This is a genomic window from Paraburkholderia domus, from assembly GCF_905220705.1.
In the GTDB taxonomy this organism is placed as follows: domain Bacteria; phylum Pseudomonadota; class Gammaproteobacteria; order Burkholderiales; family Burkholderiaceae; genus Paraburkholderia; species Paraburkholderia domus.
Genome location: NZ_CAJNAT010000022.1, coordinates 1 through 15,350 on the forward strand (window position 1 = coordinate 1; position 15,350 = coordinate 15,350).

The window sequence follows — 15,350 nt, forward strand, 5'->3', positions numbered from 1 at the left end:
TGTTACCAGCGACGCACGATCGAGTAGGCTACTGCTGGCAGAACAGCAGGTCTTGTCCAATTACTATCGGCAAGACAGTTGCGATAGCGACCTTCAGGTCGCACCTGTATATATGTACAGTATATCCCGTCTTTTTACGGAAATGCGTAGCGCGCGTTGACTGGCTCGCAACCTCTGCAAAGGGGGGGCGTTAAACCGCTCAGCTGAGCGCGAGCATGATGGTGGTGGAGACCACGATGATGAAAAGACATGTGGCGGTAATCAAATCGTACGGATAGCTCATGTCGAAACCATAACGTGTCAGGCGGAAGGGGCCATCATAGGCATAACCGTTCCGCGTGACTGTCAAGCATTGCAAAAGCGCTTATCCGCATATCAACGTCACGCCCGCAATCGCCGTTGCCCGCAGCGACGCGCGTGAATCGCCCGCACGGGCGCGCAACGCGAGGCTGTGCAAAATCGCCGAAGCGATCTTCGCGAGGAGGGATGGTTGCGCATCGGCGGCCAGTTCGCCGGTGGCCTGCGCCAGCTTGAAGCGTTTCTCGAAGGCCTTGTCGTAGGTACGCAGTCCTTCGGCAAGCGCTGTGCGGACCTCGGCGTCATCCACCGCTTCGACCGCGGCAGTGCCGATCATGAAGCAGCCGAGCGGATCGCCGTCGGCGGGCAGGTACCACGCGAGTGCACCTTCATAAACGCGCAGCAGTGCCTGCGGCAATGGCAGGTCTTCGCTAAGCGCATGGACCATCGCGAGCCGGCCGGCTTCGATATAACGTTCGAGCGTAGTCAGATACAACGCGTGTTTGTCGCCGAATGCACCGTACAGGCTCGGGCGGTTCATACCGGTCGCGGCGCTCAATTGATCCAGCGAGGTGCCCGCATAGCCGCTACGCCAGAACACGTCTCTTGCATCGGCGAGCGCCTGGTCGGAATCATAGGCGCGTGGGCGTCCGCGAGGGCGGACTTCTTTTTTTGTACTGATCGGCATAAAAATATGGCGGAAGTGATTTAAATGCAATATAGTACAAAAACACTAACGACAGGGGATTCCCCATGGATCTGTACTTCTCGCCGCTCGCTTGTTCACTGGCCACCCGAATCGCGTTGTACGAGGCGGGGGCACAGGCTGGGTTCATTCAGGTCGACACGAAGTCGAAAAAGTTGTCGGACGGCTCGGACTTCTATCCGATCAGTCCGCTCGGGCAGGTGCCGGTGCTGCGTACGGACGAAGGCTGGCTGTTGACGGAAAACACGGCGATTCTGCCTTATGTGGCCGATCATTTTCCGGCCGCGCGGCTCGCGCCCGCCGCGGGTACGGCACAGCGCGCGCGGCTGCAGCAATGGCTGGGTTTTATCAGTACGGAGTTGCACAAGGGGGTGTTCGTGCCGCTACTCGATGCACGCGCGCCCGAAGACGTGAAGCGCTATGCGCGCGACAAGGCCGCGTTGCGGCTGGGCGTTCTGCAAGATCATCTGGCGCAAAACGAGTATCTGCTGGACGCGTTCAGCGTGGGCGACGCCTATCTGGTCACCGTGCTGAACTGGGCGTCATATGGCGGCATCGACCTGTCGGAATGGCCGGCGGTTGCTGATTACTACAAGCGGTTGATGCAGCGGCCGAGTGTGGCAAAAGCCGCTGCGGAAGAAGTGGCGCTGTTTCAGGAAGAAATGGCGAAGCGCGCGAAAAGCTGAGGGGAGGCAGCCGGCTGCGCGATTAATCGTCGCTATGTTGGCAGAAGCGGCGCCCCGGAATGTGCGACACGACCGCCTGGGCGATTTCGAGTGGTGTGCTTTCCGCGGGCACCACGCGGCGGCTCGATTCCGGGGTGTGCTTCATGGTCCATTCGACGAGTCTGTACGAGCGTCCCCAAGGGGGTTGCAAGGGGTCTGAGACCTTGCACGAGTGGATCTGGCGCACCCATTCGTTGCCGGGCATCGCGCGCAAATGCTCGAATACCGTGTCTTCCACCATCGTTTGACTCCTTCTTCGCAGGCATGCTGTCCATCTATCGGCGCGTCGGCGACACCCCTCGCAAAAAAAGCGCCGCCGATGTTCTGGCGGCTCAACAGGGGATGTTGTGCGCCATAGTTACAGGTAAGAATTAAGCCAAACTTAAGATCGCGCTCAAAAAAATCCTGCGCTTGATCCGCTGTATCCGATCGCCCCACTGAACCGCTCTTTTGCTTGCGTGGTGATCCAACCCTCAAGACCTCGGGGAATTGGCCGTTATTACAGCGGTTGGGGCCGCCGACCCCGCTTGGCCTCAGGGCCCGCACCCTTGATAACGTGACGAATCTCGCCCAAACGCCGCTTTCAGACCGTCTTCGCTCGCTCGTCGATACCGTGCAACACAACGAGCGGACGCTGCGCCGCTTCCAGAACGTCGAGTTGAAGCTGATCGGCGCGCAGGATTTCGCGTCGTTTCTCGACACGCTGTTCAGCCATCTGCCGCAAGAATTCTCGCTGGCGAGCGTGACGTTGTGGCTCGACGACCGCGCGCCGATGCTGCTCGAACTGCTCGATCCGGGCGCTTTGGACGCCCTCGATCAGCCCAATCTGAAAACGTCGCGCGAAGGCGGTCTCGCTGCCCTTGGTCTATGCGAAGGGGGACGGCCATGGCTGGGCAAGCTGAGCGGGCTGGATGAAACGGCGCGCCGCGCATTCTTCGGCGACGCGGACACGCCGGCGAGCGCGATCTTGCTGCCGCTCGCCGCCGGCGACACCGTCAGCGGCTATCTATGCCTCTGCAGTGACGACCCGGGCCGTTTCGCCGAAGGCATGGCGACGGACATTCTGGAGCGCTTTGCGAGCATCGTTACGGCGAGTCTCGACAATGTCGCGCATCGCGAGCGGCTCAAGCAACTCGGTATGACCGATTCGCTGACCGGCCTCGCCAATCGCCGCTACTTCGATGAACGGCTGCGCGAGGAGATCATGCGTGCCGTCCGGTATGGCGTACCGGTCGCGTGTCTGTTCATCGATATCGACAGCTTCAAGCGTATCAACGACACCTACGGACATCAGACTGGCGACCGCGCTCTGGCCTCGGTCGCGGCCTGCGTGCGGCAGCAGGTGCGGCTGGGCGATACCGTGGCGCGTTACGGCGGCGAAGAGTTTGCCGCGCTGGTGCAGGGCGATCGGACCGATGCACTGACGGTCGCCGAGCGCGTGCGGCTGGCTGTCGAAAGGCTGGACTTGCAGGACGACCACGGGGAACGCATCGCCTTGACCGTGTCGATCGGCGTGGCGGCGCGCACGATGACCGGCACGCCGGCCGATGCGGCCACGCAGGGCCTCGCGATGATGGAAGAAGCCGATCGGGCGATGTACCAGGCCAAACGCAACGGCCGCAATCGCATCGAGGCGCTGGCGAAAGCGGGCAGCAATAACGCGCCACGCTAAGGTGGTTCGTTCACCGACGCATCATGCGAGACCCTTCGATTCGTTTCGACCCGCTCAGGCATCCGGCGGCACCCCCAGCAACTGCAGCGCACCGCCCGTCACGCCGCTGAACACCGGCCCGGCCACCGTCCCACCATAGAATGCCTTGCCGGCCGGGTCGTCGATCATGACGGCGACGATCAGCCGTGGGTCGCTCATCGGCGCCATGCCGACAAACAGTGCACGGTAGCGATTTTTCGCGTAAGTCGCGCCGACTTGTTTGCGCGCCGTGCCGGTTTTGCCGCCGATCCGGTAGCCTTCCACCGCCGCTGCACGCCCCGTGCCGCCGGGGCCGGCAGCCATTTCGAGCATCGAGCGGATCGCGCGCGCGGTGGCGGGTGTTGTGACTGCATGGCCGTTATCCGTGGCCTGCGTCGCCGCACCCGTGTTCCCGTCCGCGTCTCTGTTTTTACGCAACAGACTCACGTGATGCAGGGTGCCGTCGCCGGCATAGGCGGTGTAGACCTGCGCGATCTGCAGCAGCGAAGTGGACAGACCGTAGCCATATGCCATGGTCGCCTGCTCGATGGGACGCCAGCGTTTGTACGGGCGCACCTTGCCCGACGCGACACCCGGAAAGGTCAGCTCGGGTCTCAACCCGAGTCCGTATTCCTGATACTTGTTCCAGATTTTTTCAGCGGGCAGATTCAGTGCGAGCTTGGCGAGCGCGATATTGCTCGACTTCTGCACCGCTTCGGCGACGGTCATCGCGCCATGATTCGAGGTGTCGTGAATCACCGCCGGGCCGATCTTGTACCAGCCCGGCGCGGTATCGATAATGCTTTGCGGCCGGACCTTGCCTTCGTCGATCGACAGTGCGACGACGACCGGTTTGATCGTCGAGCCCGGCTCGAAGGTGTCGACTACCGCGCGATTCCGCAGTTGCCGCCCGGTGAGGCGGGCGCGGTCGTTCGGATCGAAACTCGGATAGTTGGCGAGCGCGAGAATTTCGCCGTTGCGTGCATCGAGCACGACCACGCTGCCGGCTTCGGCGTGATGTTTGGCGATGGCGTCCTTCAGTTGCGCATAGGCGAGTTGCTGGATCCGCCGGTCGATTGTCAGGTGGATGGTGTCGCCGTTCTGCGCGGGAACGAGCGGCCGGGTCTCGGACACCACCCGACCCAGACGGTCGCGGATCACTTCGCGCTGACCGGGCACGCCAAGTAGTTGCTCGTTGACGGCGAGTTCGACGCCTTCCTGGCCGTTGTCCTCGATATCGGTGAAGCCGACCACGTGCGCCGCCGATTCGCCTTCGGGGTAAAAGCGCTTTGAATCCGCAATCTGAGTGATGCCGGCGAGGCCTAGTTTGTTCAGGTGATCGGCGGTGTCGGCATCCACCTGGCGCTTGAGCAACACGAAGGTTTTGTCACCGTTCAGACGCCGGCGCAGTTCCGCCAGCGGCAGGTCGAGCAGCTTCGAAAGCGGCGCGAACGAGGCTTCGTCGAGCAGTTTCGGCGAAGCCCAGATTTCATAGGTCGCAAGGCTGACGGCGAGTAACGAGCCGTTGCGATCGACGATGCGCCCGCGTGTTGCATCGAGCTCGATCGTGCGCTGATAGCGTTTTTGCCCCTGATCGACGTAGAAGTCCTGATTGACCACCTGCACCCAGAACGCGCGCGCCGCCAGCGACGCAAACGCGCTGAACACCAGCAGGATGACAAGTTTCGAGCGCCACATCGGCAGGCGCGCGGCCAGCAGCTGGTTCTTCGCGACGGGCGCGTAGGGATCGTGCGACTGCGATTTCTTCTTTTGGATCATGAGTGCGGATAACGGACAGCAGTGCGTGGCGAACTGAAACCGGCGGGGCCGGCAGCTTGTTGCGCGTGACTGTCGAGCGTGCTCCTCGAGTGAAAGCCGCACGCGCGTGGCGTGCAGCGGGATTAACTTGCGCCGCCCGAATCGGCGGCGGTGAATACCTTGAGTTGCCAACGGAACCGTACGGCCAGCATGCGCACCGCGAAACCGCCGGCCAGCACCACGACGGAGGCCGCCCCCGGCGCCACGGCGCAGGCTTGTAGTGCCACGTACAGTGCGCCTGCGCCGAGCGCGATGCTGGCGTACAACTCCTCGCGCAGCACGAGCGGCATCTGATTGCACAGCAGGTCGCGCAGCATGCCGCCGCACACGCCGGTGATCGCGCCGGCCAGCACGACGATCGCCGGGCTCACGTCCAGCGCCGCGGCAACGTCGCAACCGATGACCGTGAACGCGATCAGCCCGATTGCGTCGACTGTGACGAACAGCCCTTGCCAGTTACGCAGCCATTTGGCGCTGGCCGCCGCAATCGACGCTGCCCCGATTGTAATCAGAACGTAATCTGGATGCGAGATCCATGCAAGGGGATAGTGGCCGAGCAACACGTCGCGTACGGTGCCGCCGCCGAGCGCGGTGACGGTGCCGACGAGGCACAGGCCGAAGCGGTCCATGCCGCGGCGCATGCCCATCAACGCGCCGGACATGGCTTCGGCGACGATCGCAACGAGGTAGAGGAGGTGGAGCAACATGACGGCGAGCCTTGGCGGGACGGCGCTCGCGAGGGGAACGACTCCCCATGGGAGTTCGCCGCGAGGCGCGCGTTTGAAAGCGGCCATTATCGGAAGCGGCGGGTTCTGATGAAAATGCCTTAAGCCGAATTCGGTAATGCCAAATTCGGCTTAACCTGGTTGCGGGATCGGCCGTGGCAAGTGTTTGCTGAACGGCGGGGCTTCGCCTTCTCAGTGCAGATGCGGTTGTAGCCGTAGCGGCAAGACATAGCCAGAGGTACGGGCAGCCACGAAAAAGCCGCGTGGACTTGAAAAATCCGCGCGGCTGGTTCGTTCGATTAATGCGTCGACTCCGACGCGGCGTGTTAAAGAGGCGCTCTCTGCCTGTAGAGCGCCTTCTTTTTCTCGGCCTCTCTTCTGCAGGTGTCGCGCTGCCTGAAAAGAGCTGGCGGCCTCAGGCCGGCAAAGCGAAGCTCGAGATTGCCTCGCGCAACACACCCACTTGATCCTTCAGCGAATGGGCCGCTGCGGCAGCTTCTTCGACGAGCGCGGCATTTTGCTGCGTGACCTGATCCATTTCGCCGACTGCGCGATTGACCTGTTCGATGCCCGCGCTCTGTTCGCGCGACGCGTTGCTGATTTCCTCGAGGATTTCGTTCACACGGCGCACTGACTGCACGATCTCGCCCATGGTCGAACCAGCGTTGGCGACCAGCGACGCGCCTGCTTCGACGGTATGGGTCGACGTTTCGATCAACGCCTTGATTTCCTTCGCGGCCGTGGCCGAGCGTTGCGCGAGGCTGCGCACTTCGGCGGCGACCACCGCGAAGCCGCGCCCCTGTTCGCCCGCGCGGGCCGCTTCGACTGCTGCATTGAGCGCGAGGATGTTGGTCTGGAACGCGATGCCGTCGATCACGCCGATGATGTCGCCGATCTGCCGCGAACTGCTGGTGATTTCGCCCATCGTACGGACCACGTCGTCGACGACGCGGCTGCCGCGCGTGGCCACATCCGCAGCCTGACCGGCGAGTTGCGCCGCTTGCAGCGCGCTGTCCGCGTTCTGCTTCACGTTGACTGTCATCTGATCCATGCTCGACGCCGTCTCGACGAGCGCCGCGGCCTGTTCCTCGGTGCGTTGTGACAGATCCGTGTTGCCGGCGGCGATTTCCGTTGCGCCGATATTGATGTTTTCAGTGCCGAGACGCACGCGCGAAACCGTATCGACGAGACCGGCCTGCATGGTGTGGAGGGCGTGCAGCAGACTGCCGGTGTCGTCCGTTTGTACCGGCACGCGTGTGGCGAGGTTGCCGCGCGCCATCAGTTGTGCAGCTTCCACTGCGACTTCGAGATCGCCGCCGAGCGTGCGGCGGATGCTGCGCAACACCAGCAGCATGACGACGGTGGCGATCGTGCCGAGCGTCACGGTGATGACGAGCCAGCGCAGCAGATTGGCGTAGAACGCGCTCTGTACGTCGTCCATGTACATGCCGGTGACGAGATACCAGTCCCACGGCGCGAAGTGACCTGCGTAACTGGTTTTGGCCACCGGTTCGTTGCTGCCGGGCTTCGCCCACATATAGTCGACGAAGCCGCCGCCATCGCGGCTGCCTGCTTTGACGATATCGACGAACAGATGGTTGCCGGCCGGGTCGGTGAATTGCGCGAAGTTCTTGCCGACCATTTCCGGCTTGAACGGGTGCATCAGCATGACCGGCTGCGAGTCGTTGACGGAGATGTAGCCGTCTTTGCCGTAGCGCATGGCGGCGAGTGTGTCGAGCGCCTGTTTTTTGGCTTCGTCTTCGGTGATCGTGTGCTGTTGTGCGAGGGTGTAGTAGCGGTTGACGATGTGATTGGCCTGGTCGATCAGCGAGGTGAGCTGATCGCGACGGTCCGAGATCATCGACGCGCGGTTTTGCCATGCGCCGAAGCCGCCGATCAGGATCAGGCCGGTCCAGAGGACCGCGATCATTGAGGCTAGTTTTTTGTTCAGAGTCATAGCAATTGGGGGGGTTGCTTTCGCTTGCGCGAGGTGGTCGGTCAGGGGGATTGCTCGTTCACTTTTTCCGCTTGCAGCGATTGGCTTGTCGCTTGCTGTGTTTACGGCTTCTTGGTGTTTGCTCCGCAGGGGAGGGGAAACCCGCTGTCTTTTTGTATGACTATTTGGGGTTTTTTGTTTGTTGTTTGTATGCCGGTGGTGTTGGGATTTCCTTGTTCTGTTTTGCCTGCTCGGCGCGTACTGTCTGTGTGCTTATGGTGTTGGCCTTTCCTTGATTTGTTAATGGTCTATTAGCGTCGCCCCGCACAGGGCAACGCTAATAGACCAATAGCAAAATTAATACAGAAAGCGACTAAACACAGACAACAAAAAACCCAAATAAACCAAACAAGACAAAATAAAAAACCAGCACAAAACCAAGCCACCCGCAGGGCCCAATCACATTCCTCCACATAACGCCAAAAAACCCCAAATCCAAACCGCATTGCATGAAATGCAAAAAACAACACATTTTCACACTTAACAACAACATCAGAAAACCCCAATACCACCCAGCCGCCGAATAAAAACGATTTCAGCTATAGTCGCCATTTTCCAGCCGCCCGCAGGGCAAAAAAGAGCCCTAATAAGCCCGCTATAAGGAGTAAAGAAAATGAACGCCCGCGAACCTGCATTCGTCTGCGCTTCGCGCAGCGCACGCCTGCGCCAGATGCTCGTCAGCAATGAACTCGAATTCATGATGGAGGCCCACAACGGTCTCTCCGCCCGCATCGTCCGCGAAGCCGGCTTCAAAGCGATCTGGGGTTCGGGTCTCGCGATCTCCGCCCAATTCGGCGTGCGCGACAACAACGAAGCCAGCTGGACGCAAGTCGTCGATACCCTCGAATTCATGGCCGACGCCAGCGATCTGCCCATCCTCCTCGATGGCGATACCGGCTACGGTAACTTCAACAACGTGCGCCGCCTCGTGCGCAAACTCGAACAACGCGGCATCGCCGGCGTCTGTATCGAAGACAAACAATTCCCGAAAACGAATAGCTTCATCAACGGCGAAGCGCAGCCGCTCGCGGATATGGATGAGTTCTGCGGCAAGATCAAAGCCGGTAAAGACTCGCAGTCGGATGAAAACTTTTCGATCGTCGCCCGCGTCGAAGCACTCATCGCCGGCTGGGGGATGGACGAAGCCCTGCGTCGCGCAGAAGCCTATCGGCAAGCCGGTGCGGACGCGATCCTGATTCACAGCAAGCTCTCGCGCCCCGATGAAATCCTCGAGTTCGCACGCGAATGGGCCGGCCGCGGGCCGCTCGTCATCGTGCCGACCAAGTACTACAGCACGCCCACCGAGGTATTCCGCGAGGCCGGCATCAGTACGGTCATCTGGGCGAATCATCTGATCCGCGCCTCGACCTCGGCCATGCAGGCCGTCGCCAAGGAAATTCACGCGAGCGAAACGCTCGTCAACGTCGAAGACAGCATTGCCGCAGTCAACGAAATCTTCCGTCTGCAAGACGCCGACGAATACTCGGAAGCCGAAGACCGTTATCTGTCGAGCGGACGCGCGGCCGGCGCGGCCGTCGTGCTCGCGGCAAGCCGCGGTAAGGGGCTCGAGGCCGTCACCGAAGATCGGCCGAAAGTGATGCTGCCGATCGCGGGGAAGCCGCTTCTGCGCTGGCTCGTCGATGCGTTCAAGAAGCAGAGCGTCAATGACATCACCGTGGTCGGTGGTTATCGCGCCGATGCGATCGATACGGCCGGGATCAAGCTGGTCGTCAATGAACGTCACGCGCAAACCGGCGAACTGGCGTCGCTCGCCTGCGCAGTCGACCGGGTCGCGGGCGACACCGTCATCTCGTATGGCGACCTGCTGTTCCGCAGCTACATCCTGCGCGATCTGGTCGAGAGCGAAGCGGCGTTCAGCGTGGTGGTCGATTCGTCGCTGACCGATGCGGAAAACGCCAGCGTGCGTGACTTCGCATGGTGCTCGGCAGCCGACGATCGCGGGCTGTTCGGCAACAAGGTCACACTGCGTCACGTGTCGAGCGGGCAGGAGGCAGCGTCCGCCATCGCTTCGCAAACGCCACACGGTCGCTGGGTCGGTCTGCTGAATGTACGCGGCGAAGGGCGTGGGCGGTTGCAAGCGGTACTCAGCAAACTGCAGGCGCGCCCGGATTTCGATTCGCTCGATATGCCCGCGCTGCTGAATGCGCTGATCGAAGCCGGTGAAGCGATCGAGGTGCAATACGTGCACGGCCACTGGCGCGGCGTGAACGATCTGGAAGACTTCCGTCGTGCGGGCGACTTCGCTCATGCTCAAGCACCGTTCGCGGCAACGGTCGGTAACCAGACGGGGACAGCTAGCGGAGCCGCGCAATGATCGAGGCAGCACAGTTCGTCGAGGCGGCGCGCGAACGCGGCTTCGACTGGTATGCCGGTGTGCCGTGCTCGTATCTGACGCCGTTCATCAATTACGTATTGCAGGACGAATCGCTGCATTACGTCTCGGCGGCCAATGAAGGCGACGCAGTCGCATTGATCGCGGGCGTCACACTCGGCGCGCAGAACGGCCGGCGCGGCATCACGATGATGCAGAACTCCGGCCTCGGCAATGCGGTGAGCCCGTTGACGTCGCTCACGTGGACCTTCCGTCTGCCGCAATTGCTGATCGTGACGTGGCGCGGGCAACCCGGCGTCGCGGACGAACCGCAGCACGCGCTGATGGGCCCAATCACGCCCGCGATGCTCGATACGATGGAGATTCCCTGGGAGACCTTCCCGACCGAAGCCGACGCGATCGGCCCGGCGCTGGATCGCGCCATCGCTCACATGGATGAAACCGGCCGTCCGTACGCGCTCGTGATGCAAAAGGGCAGCGTGGCGCCGTACGAGTTGAAAGAGGGTCACGCAGGTGCTCGTCGAGTGCCTGTGACACCGCGTTCGCAATTCAAAAACGTCGCGGCGAATGAGTTGGCTTCACGTCACGACGCGTTGCAGAAAGTCATCGCGCACACGCCGCTCGAATCGACGGTGGTGCTCGCGTCGACCGGATTTTGCGGCCGCGAACTCTATGCAATCGACGATCGTCCCAACCAGTTGTACATGGTCGGCTCGATGGGCTGCGTGACGCCGTTCGCGTTGGGTCTCGCCTTGGCGCGTCCCGATCTGCACGTGGTCGCGCTCGACGGCGACGGCGCCGCGCTGATGCGCATGGGCGCGTTTGCGACGCTCGGCGCGTACGGTCCGTCGAATCTCACGCATCTGCTACTCGATAACGGCGCACACGACTCGACCGGTGGCCAGGCGACGGTGTCGTCGCAGGTGTCGTTTGCGGGTGTCGCCGCGGCTTGCGGTTACGCATCGGCGCTTGAAAGCGACGACGTCAATGTGATCGACGAATTGTTCGAACCAGCGCTGTCGCCCCATGGCCCGCGCTTTGCGCGACTGGCGATTCGCCGCGGTACGCCCGATGGCCTGCCGCGTCCCACTATCACCCCGCCCGATGTGAAGACGCGCCTGATGCGCCACATCGGCGCTGCTTAAGGAGTGCATTTATGTTGCTGCTCAATCCCGGTCCGGTGACGCTCACTGAACGCGTCCGCAACAGCCTGTTGCAAACGGATCTGTGCCACCGCGAAAGCGAGTTTTTCGACTTGCAGGAAGAGGCGCGCACACGTCTGGTTGATCTTTACGGCCTCGACGCAGGCGAATGGCAAGCGGTCTTGATGACCGGCTCGGGCACGGCCGCTGTTGAAAGCATGACCGCCGCGCTGGTGCCGCAAAACGGCAAGCTGCTGGTCGTGGAAAATGGCGTGTACGGTGAGCGTATTTCGCAGATCGCCACGCAATATGGCATTGCGCACGAGTCGTTGAAGCACGACTGGATGCAGGCGCCGGATCTCGCGAAGATCACCGAACGCCTCGACGCGGACAAAGCGTTCACTCACGTCGCCGTGATTCATCACGAAACGACGACGGGACGCCTGAACGATCTGCAGGCGCTAGGCGCGCTGTGCCGCGAACGCGGCCTGCGTCTGCTGGTGGATGGCGTCAGCAGCTTCGGCGCGGAAGCGATCGATTTCGCCGACGCCAGTCTCGACGCCGTCGCGGCGACCGCGAACAAGTGTCTGCATGGCGTGCCGGGCGCGTCGTTCGTGCTGGTGCGGCGCGCGGCGCTGGCGCAGGCGGCGAGCCGCACGTACTACCTGGACCTCGGGCGCCTCGCGCGGTTGCAGGACCAGCGCAATACGCCGTTCACACCGTCGGTCCACGCGTATTACGCGCTGGTCGAAGCGCTGCGCGAACTCGCCGACGAAGGCGGCTGGCGGGCGCGCCACGCGCGTTACGCAGCGCTGGCCGAGCAGGCTCGCGCGGGTCTGGCCGAACGAGGCATCGGCAGTGTGTTGCCGCCGGAGCAGTCGTCGGTGGTGCTGCGCGCGTATCGCTTGCCGGACGGCGTGTCGTATCCGCAACTGCACGATTCGCTGAAGGCGCGCGGTTTCGTCATTTATGCGGGTCAGGGCGGCTTGTCAGCCGAGCTGTTCCGGATTTCGACGATGGGTAACATCCACGCCGCCGACATCGACCGCCTCCTGCAAGGCTTTACCGAGTTGACACGCTAAAGCACGCGCTCAGTCACACGCTCACTCACGCGTGCGCTAGCCACCGCGCGCGGCGTCACACCGGATCTTTGTCCGGCGGCCCATCGGGCCGCTGCGGCTCCTCGGTGTGATGACCGGGCGACGGCGGCACTAGCGGATCGGCCTCCGGGTCCCGGTTCGGATCGGCGTTCGGATCGGGAATCGGGCTGGTATGCATGTCGTAGCTCATTGCATCACCTTTTAGTTGAGACGCGGGCAGTACGGCCGCTGGCGGCGAATCCACCTATACGCCGGCCGTTCCCTTCTAGCGTAGGCGATCCCGCACGCCGCCGTGTGCGTCCCTTACTTTTTCCGGCGGCGGCCCACGCTCAATTGCCAGTAACGTTCGGTGGCGAAAACATCGTCGTAATCGCCCGCGCCGAATACGCGCAGCTGGCTTTCGTAGGCGTTGACCGCTTCGCATTTGAGCAACGTGCGGCGCGTGAGATCAATCGTATGTCCTGCGCTCGGATAGGCCGGCGTCGCAACGATGCCACGTTGCGCGAGGTCGGCGAGCCGCGCCTGCACCACACCCGGTGTGCGGCGATGAATCGCGTCTTCGTAGGCGAACCAGGTGAGATGCGACAGCCGTGGCAGGATTTCGCAGCAGGCCTCGAACACCAGGACGTGATCGTCGTGATGCAAGCCGAGCGGCATCAGCAGCGTGTTCGCGGTCGTGCGGTAGATGGTCTCTTCGAGTACCGCCGCCAATTTGCTGATCGATGGCGAGTCCATGTATTGGCTGTCGCGAAACGGCATGCGCAGCGGAATCGCGTCGAGCACCTCCAGCGCGAGGTTGTCTTCGAGCGTGCGGGCATGGATAGCCTGATGGGCGCTCGTGAAACCCGATTTTTCATCCCATTCGGTATGCATTTCCTGCTCGGGCGGTGCGGCGAACACCGTACACACGGCGGCGTCTGGATGGGCGGCGAGTAATGCACCGCAACTGAAGACGGCGTCGTCGAAGTGGGGCGAGACGACGAAAAGGCGTGGGCTGGTTTCGCTCATGGGACGTGTGGTGGTTTCGGAACGCTCGGGGCCGCATTCGAAGCGTCAATATTGCGCGAGACAATCGTGCTGGATTGGCGGCGTCACATCAGCTTAGGCGGAATTGGCGTGGTTTGCGTAACTGTTGCGATGGGTGCAAGCCGTGTGCCTGACCGGGCAGATGCTGCCGTGGTTTCCCGCAGAGGCTCACCGTTACGCATCGGGCATATCCCGAACTTGCTCGCCTTTGGCCGCCAGCGCCGCCGCGCGGCCGAATGCCGCCGCAATGGTTGCCACGATGTCGTCGCGCAACCTGGCGTCGGCCGTGATTAGCGCATACGACGGATGCCAGGCCGGCACGATCAGGCGCCCGTCGTGGGCGATGGTTTGACCGAGGTATTCCGACAGATTGACGTGCGCGCCGGTCAGCGCTTTCAGCGCAGTTGCCCCTAGCGTGACGACCACGCGTGGCGCAATCCGTGTCAGTTCTTTTTCCAGCCAGTACTGGCAAGCCTCGACTTCGCGCGGCGCGGGCGTGCGGTGGACGCGCTGCTGGTCGAGCGTCTCCCATTTGTAATGCTTGACGGCATAAGTCAGATACAGCGCCTCCCGCGTCAGTCCGGCGCGCGCAAGCACAGCGTCCAGCAGTTGACCGGCCGGGCCGGTGAAGGGCTCGCCGTGCTGGTTCTCGTATTCACCGGGTTGTTCGCCGACCACCATGATCGCCGCATGGGCGGCCCCGGCACCTGCCACCGCCTGCTTCGCGTTGCGCCATAACGCGCAGCGCCGGCAGGTGCCAAGCGGGCCCGTGGGCTCCTGCAAGGGCGGTGTCATCGCCGAATACTCGACTGGCGGCGTGGGCGGGACGGTGACGGGGGCGCTTTGCGCGCCGGGACGGCTGCGCTCGCGTGCGAGCCGCGCGGGCAGCGGCGGCCCAGCGGGCGGCATTCTCCAGTAACGCAGCGGCACGGGCGACGGCTGCGCATTGAAGGCGCTGGCGTAATACGCGAGCCAGAGCGCCTCCGTGGGCGTGCTGGTGATCGCTTCGCCGGTCATGGTGCTTTCCGGTAAAGCATGCGCGGCGTGCTCGCGTTCCTCCGCTGCCGGCCTGCCGATGCGCAGTAGCATGCCGTTCCAGAGCACCGCTCCGTACGGCGTGGCCAGCATCCACGTGGAGTCGCCCATGCGCTCGGCGAACCGCGCGGCGGCGCGCTCCAGCAGATCATGATGCGGCTCGTACCAGCCGACGAATTCGGGCGGCCCCATCGACGGATCACGCCGCCTGAACAGCGTGAGTGTCAGCAGATCTTCGGTTTCGTGTTCGACCGCCCGGATGCGTTGATCGAGCAACGCGCCGTCGGCGTCGTTCAGGTCGAGGACGTGGCGTTCGCCGCGGGTCCAGCGCCACAGGATGCGGTACAGCAGCGCCCAGCGGTCTGGCGCGCGGAAGCAAGCCGCCGTTTTCAGCCAGGAGAGCAGTTCGCGGGGAATCGCGGGCGCGGCGAGGGCGGTGGTGGTGCCTATGCCGGAGGCACCTGTAGTCGCGGGATCGGACTCAGTATCGGGCGCGCCTGGCGTAGCCACGCTAGCAATGCCTGCGGTGCCTGGCGCTTCGCGTTCATCCCCGGACTCAACCCACTCGATCTGCGACGGCTCGACACCTTGCCGCAGCAAGGCCCGTGCGGCGCGCCGCCATGCGGTGAAAGACAGTTCGATCGGAATGCGTTTCATGCTGACGCGCCGTGGATGCGCGCAGCGTCAGATGCGTACCCATGCGGCCAAAATACTGTATGGATATACAGTATGCGCCC

At 62.7% G+C, this 15,350-nt stretch carries 13 protein-coding genes; 5 read left to right on the forward strand and 8 right to left on the reverse strand.

The window, feature by feature from the left end; genetic code table 11:
* Window positions 1–364: 364 nt before the first annotated feature.
* Complete coding sequence (locus KHO31_RS28020) at window positions 365–985, reverse strand: TetR/AcrR family transcriptional regulator (RefSeq protein WP_201086631.1); 621 nt, start codon at window positions 983–985, stop codon at window positions 365–367.
* 65 nt (window positions 986–1,050) lie between these two features.
* Here KHO31_RS28020 and KHO31_RS28025 point away from each other — a divergent pair, with 65 nt between their 5' ends.
* A complete protein-coding gene (locus tag KHO31_RS28025; RefSeq protein WP_201083334.1) occupies window positions 1,051–1,689 on the forward strand; it encodes a glutathione binding-like protein in 639 nt (212 codons plus the stop codon).
* Window positions 1,690–1,711: 22 nt separating this feature from the next.
* Here KHO31_RS28025 and KHO31_RS28030 read toward each other — a convergent pair whose 3' ends face one another.
* The gene (locus tag KHO31_RS28030; protein ID WP_120295794.1) at window positions 1,712–1,969 is read right to left on the reverse strand and encodes a DUF2866 domain-containing protein; all 258 of its coding nucleotides are present in this window, start codon (window positions 1,967–1,969) and stop codon (window positions 1,712–1,714) included.
* 315 nt (window positions 1,970–2,284) lie between these two features.
* On the opposite strand from KHO31_RS28030, the gene KHO31_RS28035 reads away from it, so the two are divergent.
* Window positions 2,285–3,400 (forward strand): GGDEF domain-containing protein, encoded by a 1,116-nt coding sequence (locus tag KHO31_RS28035; protein WP_211624600.1) that lies wholly within the window; start codon window positions 2,285–2,287, stop codon window positions 3,398–3,400.
* Window positions 3,401–3,454: 54 nt separating this feature from the next.
* Here KHO31_RS28035 and KHO31_RS28040 read toward each other — a convergent pair whose 3' ends face one another.
* The 3 genes from KHO31_RS28040 to KHO31_RS28050 all read right to left on the reverse strand — a co-directional run bounded on the left by KHO31_RS28040 (window position 3,455) and on the right by KHO31_RS28050 (window position 7,918).
* Complete coding sequence (locus tag KHO31_RS28040; protein ID WP_201083330.1) at window positions 3,455–5,197, reverse strand: peptidoglycan D,D-transpeptidase FtsI family protein; 1,743 nt, start codon at window positions 5,195–5,197, stop codon at window positions 3,455–3,457.
* 122 nt (window positions 5,198–5,319) lie between these two features.
* A complete protein-coding gene (locus KHO31_RS28045; protein WP_201083328.1) occupies window positions 5,320–5,943 on the reverse strand; it encodes a trimeric intracellular cation channel family protein in 624 nt (207 codons plus the stop codon).
* 433 nt (window positions 5,944–6,376) lie between these two features.
* Window positions 6,377–7,918, reverse strand: a complete 1,542-nt coding sequence (locus KHO31_RS28050) for a methyl-accepting chemotaxis protein (RefSeq protein ID WP_201083326.1) — start codon at window positions 7,916–7,918, stop codon at window positions 6,377–6,379.
* A gap of 652 nt (window positions 7,919–8,570) precedes the next feature.
* Between KHO31_RS28050 and aepX the strand changes: the two genes are divergently transcribed.
* The 3 genes from aepX to KHO31_RS28065 are packed head-to-tail and all read left to right on the forward strand — an operon-like array spanning window position 8,571 to window position 12,534.
* Window positions 8,571–10,292 carry a phosphoenolpyruvate mutase gene (gene aepX, locus KHO31_RS28055; RefSeq protein ID WP_201083324.1) on the forward strand — a complete coding sequence of 574 codons (1,722 nt, stop codon included), beginning with the start codon at window positions 8,571–8,573 and terminating at the stop codon, window positions 10,290–10,292.
* Window positions 10,289–11,455, forward strand: a complete 1,167-nt coding sequence (gene aepY, locus KHO31_RS28060) for a phosphonopyruvate decarboxylase (RefSeq protein WP_201141591.1) — start codon at window positions 10,289–10,291, stop codon at window positions 11,453–11,455. The genes aepX and aepY overlap by 4 nt, the downstream gene beginning before the upstream one ends.
* 11 nt (window positions 11,456–11,466) lie before the next feature.
* A complete protein-coding gene (locus KHO31_RS28065) occupies window positions 11,467–12,534 on the forward strand; it encodes a 2-aminoethylphosphonate aminotransferase (RefSeq protein ID WP_201083308.1) in 1,068 nt (355 codons plus the stop codon).
* A 55-nt stretch (window positions 12,535–12,589) separates the two neighbouring features.
* On the opposite strand, the gene KHO31_RS28070 is transcribed toward KHO31_RS28065, so the two are convergent.
* From KHO31_RS28070 to KHO31_RS28080, 3 genes are all read right to left on the reverse strand, one after another.
* Complete coding sequence (locus KHO31_RS28070; RefSeq protein ID WP_165924003.1) at window positions 12,590–12,730, reverse strand: hypothetical protein; 141 nt, start codon at window positions 12,728–12,730, stop codon at window positions 12,590–12,592.
* Between the two features lie 125 nt (window positions 12,731–12,855).
* Complete coding sequence (locus KHO31_RS28075; RefSeq protein ID WP_201083306.1) at window positions 12,856–13,560, reverse strand: PIG-L family deacetylase; 705 nt, start codon at window positions 13,558–13,560, stop codon at window positions 12,856–12,858.
* 192 nt (window positions 13,561–13,752) lie between these two features.
* Entirely contained in the window at window positions 13,753–15,270 is a 1,518-nt protein-coding gene (locus KHO31_RS28080; RefSeq protein ID WP_201083300.1) for a UdgX family uracil-DNA binding protein, read from the reverse strand.
* Window positions 15,271–15,350: the final 80 nt, after the last annotated feature.

Bases quoted from the DNA above. Each gene is read 5' to 3' on its own strand.
- KHO31_RS28020 (WP_201086631.1), bottom strand. From the start codon at position 985: ATGCCGATCAGTACAAAAAAAGAAGTCCGCCCTCGCGGACGCCCACGC.
- KHO31_RS28025 (WP_201083334.1), top strand. From the start codon at position 1,051: ATGGATCTGTACTTCTCGCCGCTCGCTTGTTCACTGGCCACCCGAATC.
- KHO31_RS28030 (WP_120295794.1), bottom strand. From the start codon at position 1,969: ATGGTGGAAGACACGGTATTCGAGCATTTGCGCGCGATGCCCGGCAAC.
- KHO31_RS28040 (WP_201083330.1), bottom strand. From the start codon at position 5,197: ATGATCCAAAAGAAGAAATCGCAGTCGCACGATCCCTACGCGCCCGTC.
- KHO31_RS28045 (WP_201083328.1), bottom strand. From the start codon at position 5,943: ATGTTGCTCCACCTCCTCTACCTCGTTGCGATCGTCGCCGAAGCCATG.
- KHO31_RS28050 (WP_201083326.1), bottom strand. From the start codon at position 7,918: ATGACTCTGAACAAAAAACTAGCCTCAATGATCGCGGTCCTCTGGACC.
- aepX (WP_201083324.1), top strand. From the start codon at position 8,571: ATGAACGCCCGCGAACCTGCATTCGTCTGCGCTTCGCGCAGCGCACGC.
- aepY (WP_201141591.1), top strand. From the start codon at position 10,289: ATGATCGAGGCAGCACAGTTCGTCGAGGCGGCGCGCGAACGCGGCTTC.
- KHO31_RS28065 (WP_201083308.1), top strand. From the start codon at position 11,467: ATGTTGCTGCTCAATCCCGGTCCGGTGACGCTCACTGAACGCGTCCGC.
- KHO31_RS28070 (WP_165924003.1), bottom strand. From the start codon at position 12,730: ATGCATACCAGCCCGATTCCCGATCCGAACGCCGATCCGAACCGGGAC.
- KHO31_RS28075 (WP_201083306.1), bottom strand. From the start codon at position 13,560: ATGAGCGAAACCAGCCCACGCCTTTTCGTCGTCTCGCCCCACTTCGAC.
- KHO31_RS28080 (WP_201083300.1), bottom strand. From the start codon at position 15,270: ATGAAACGCATTCCGATCGAACTGTCTTTCACCGCATGGCGGCGCGCC.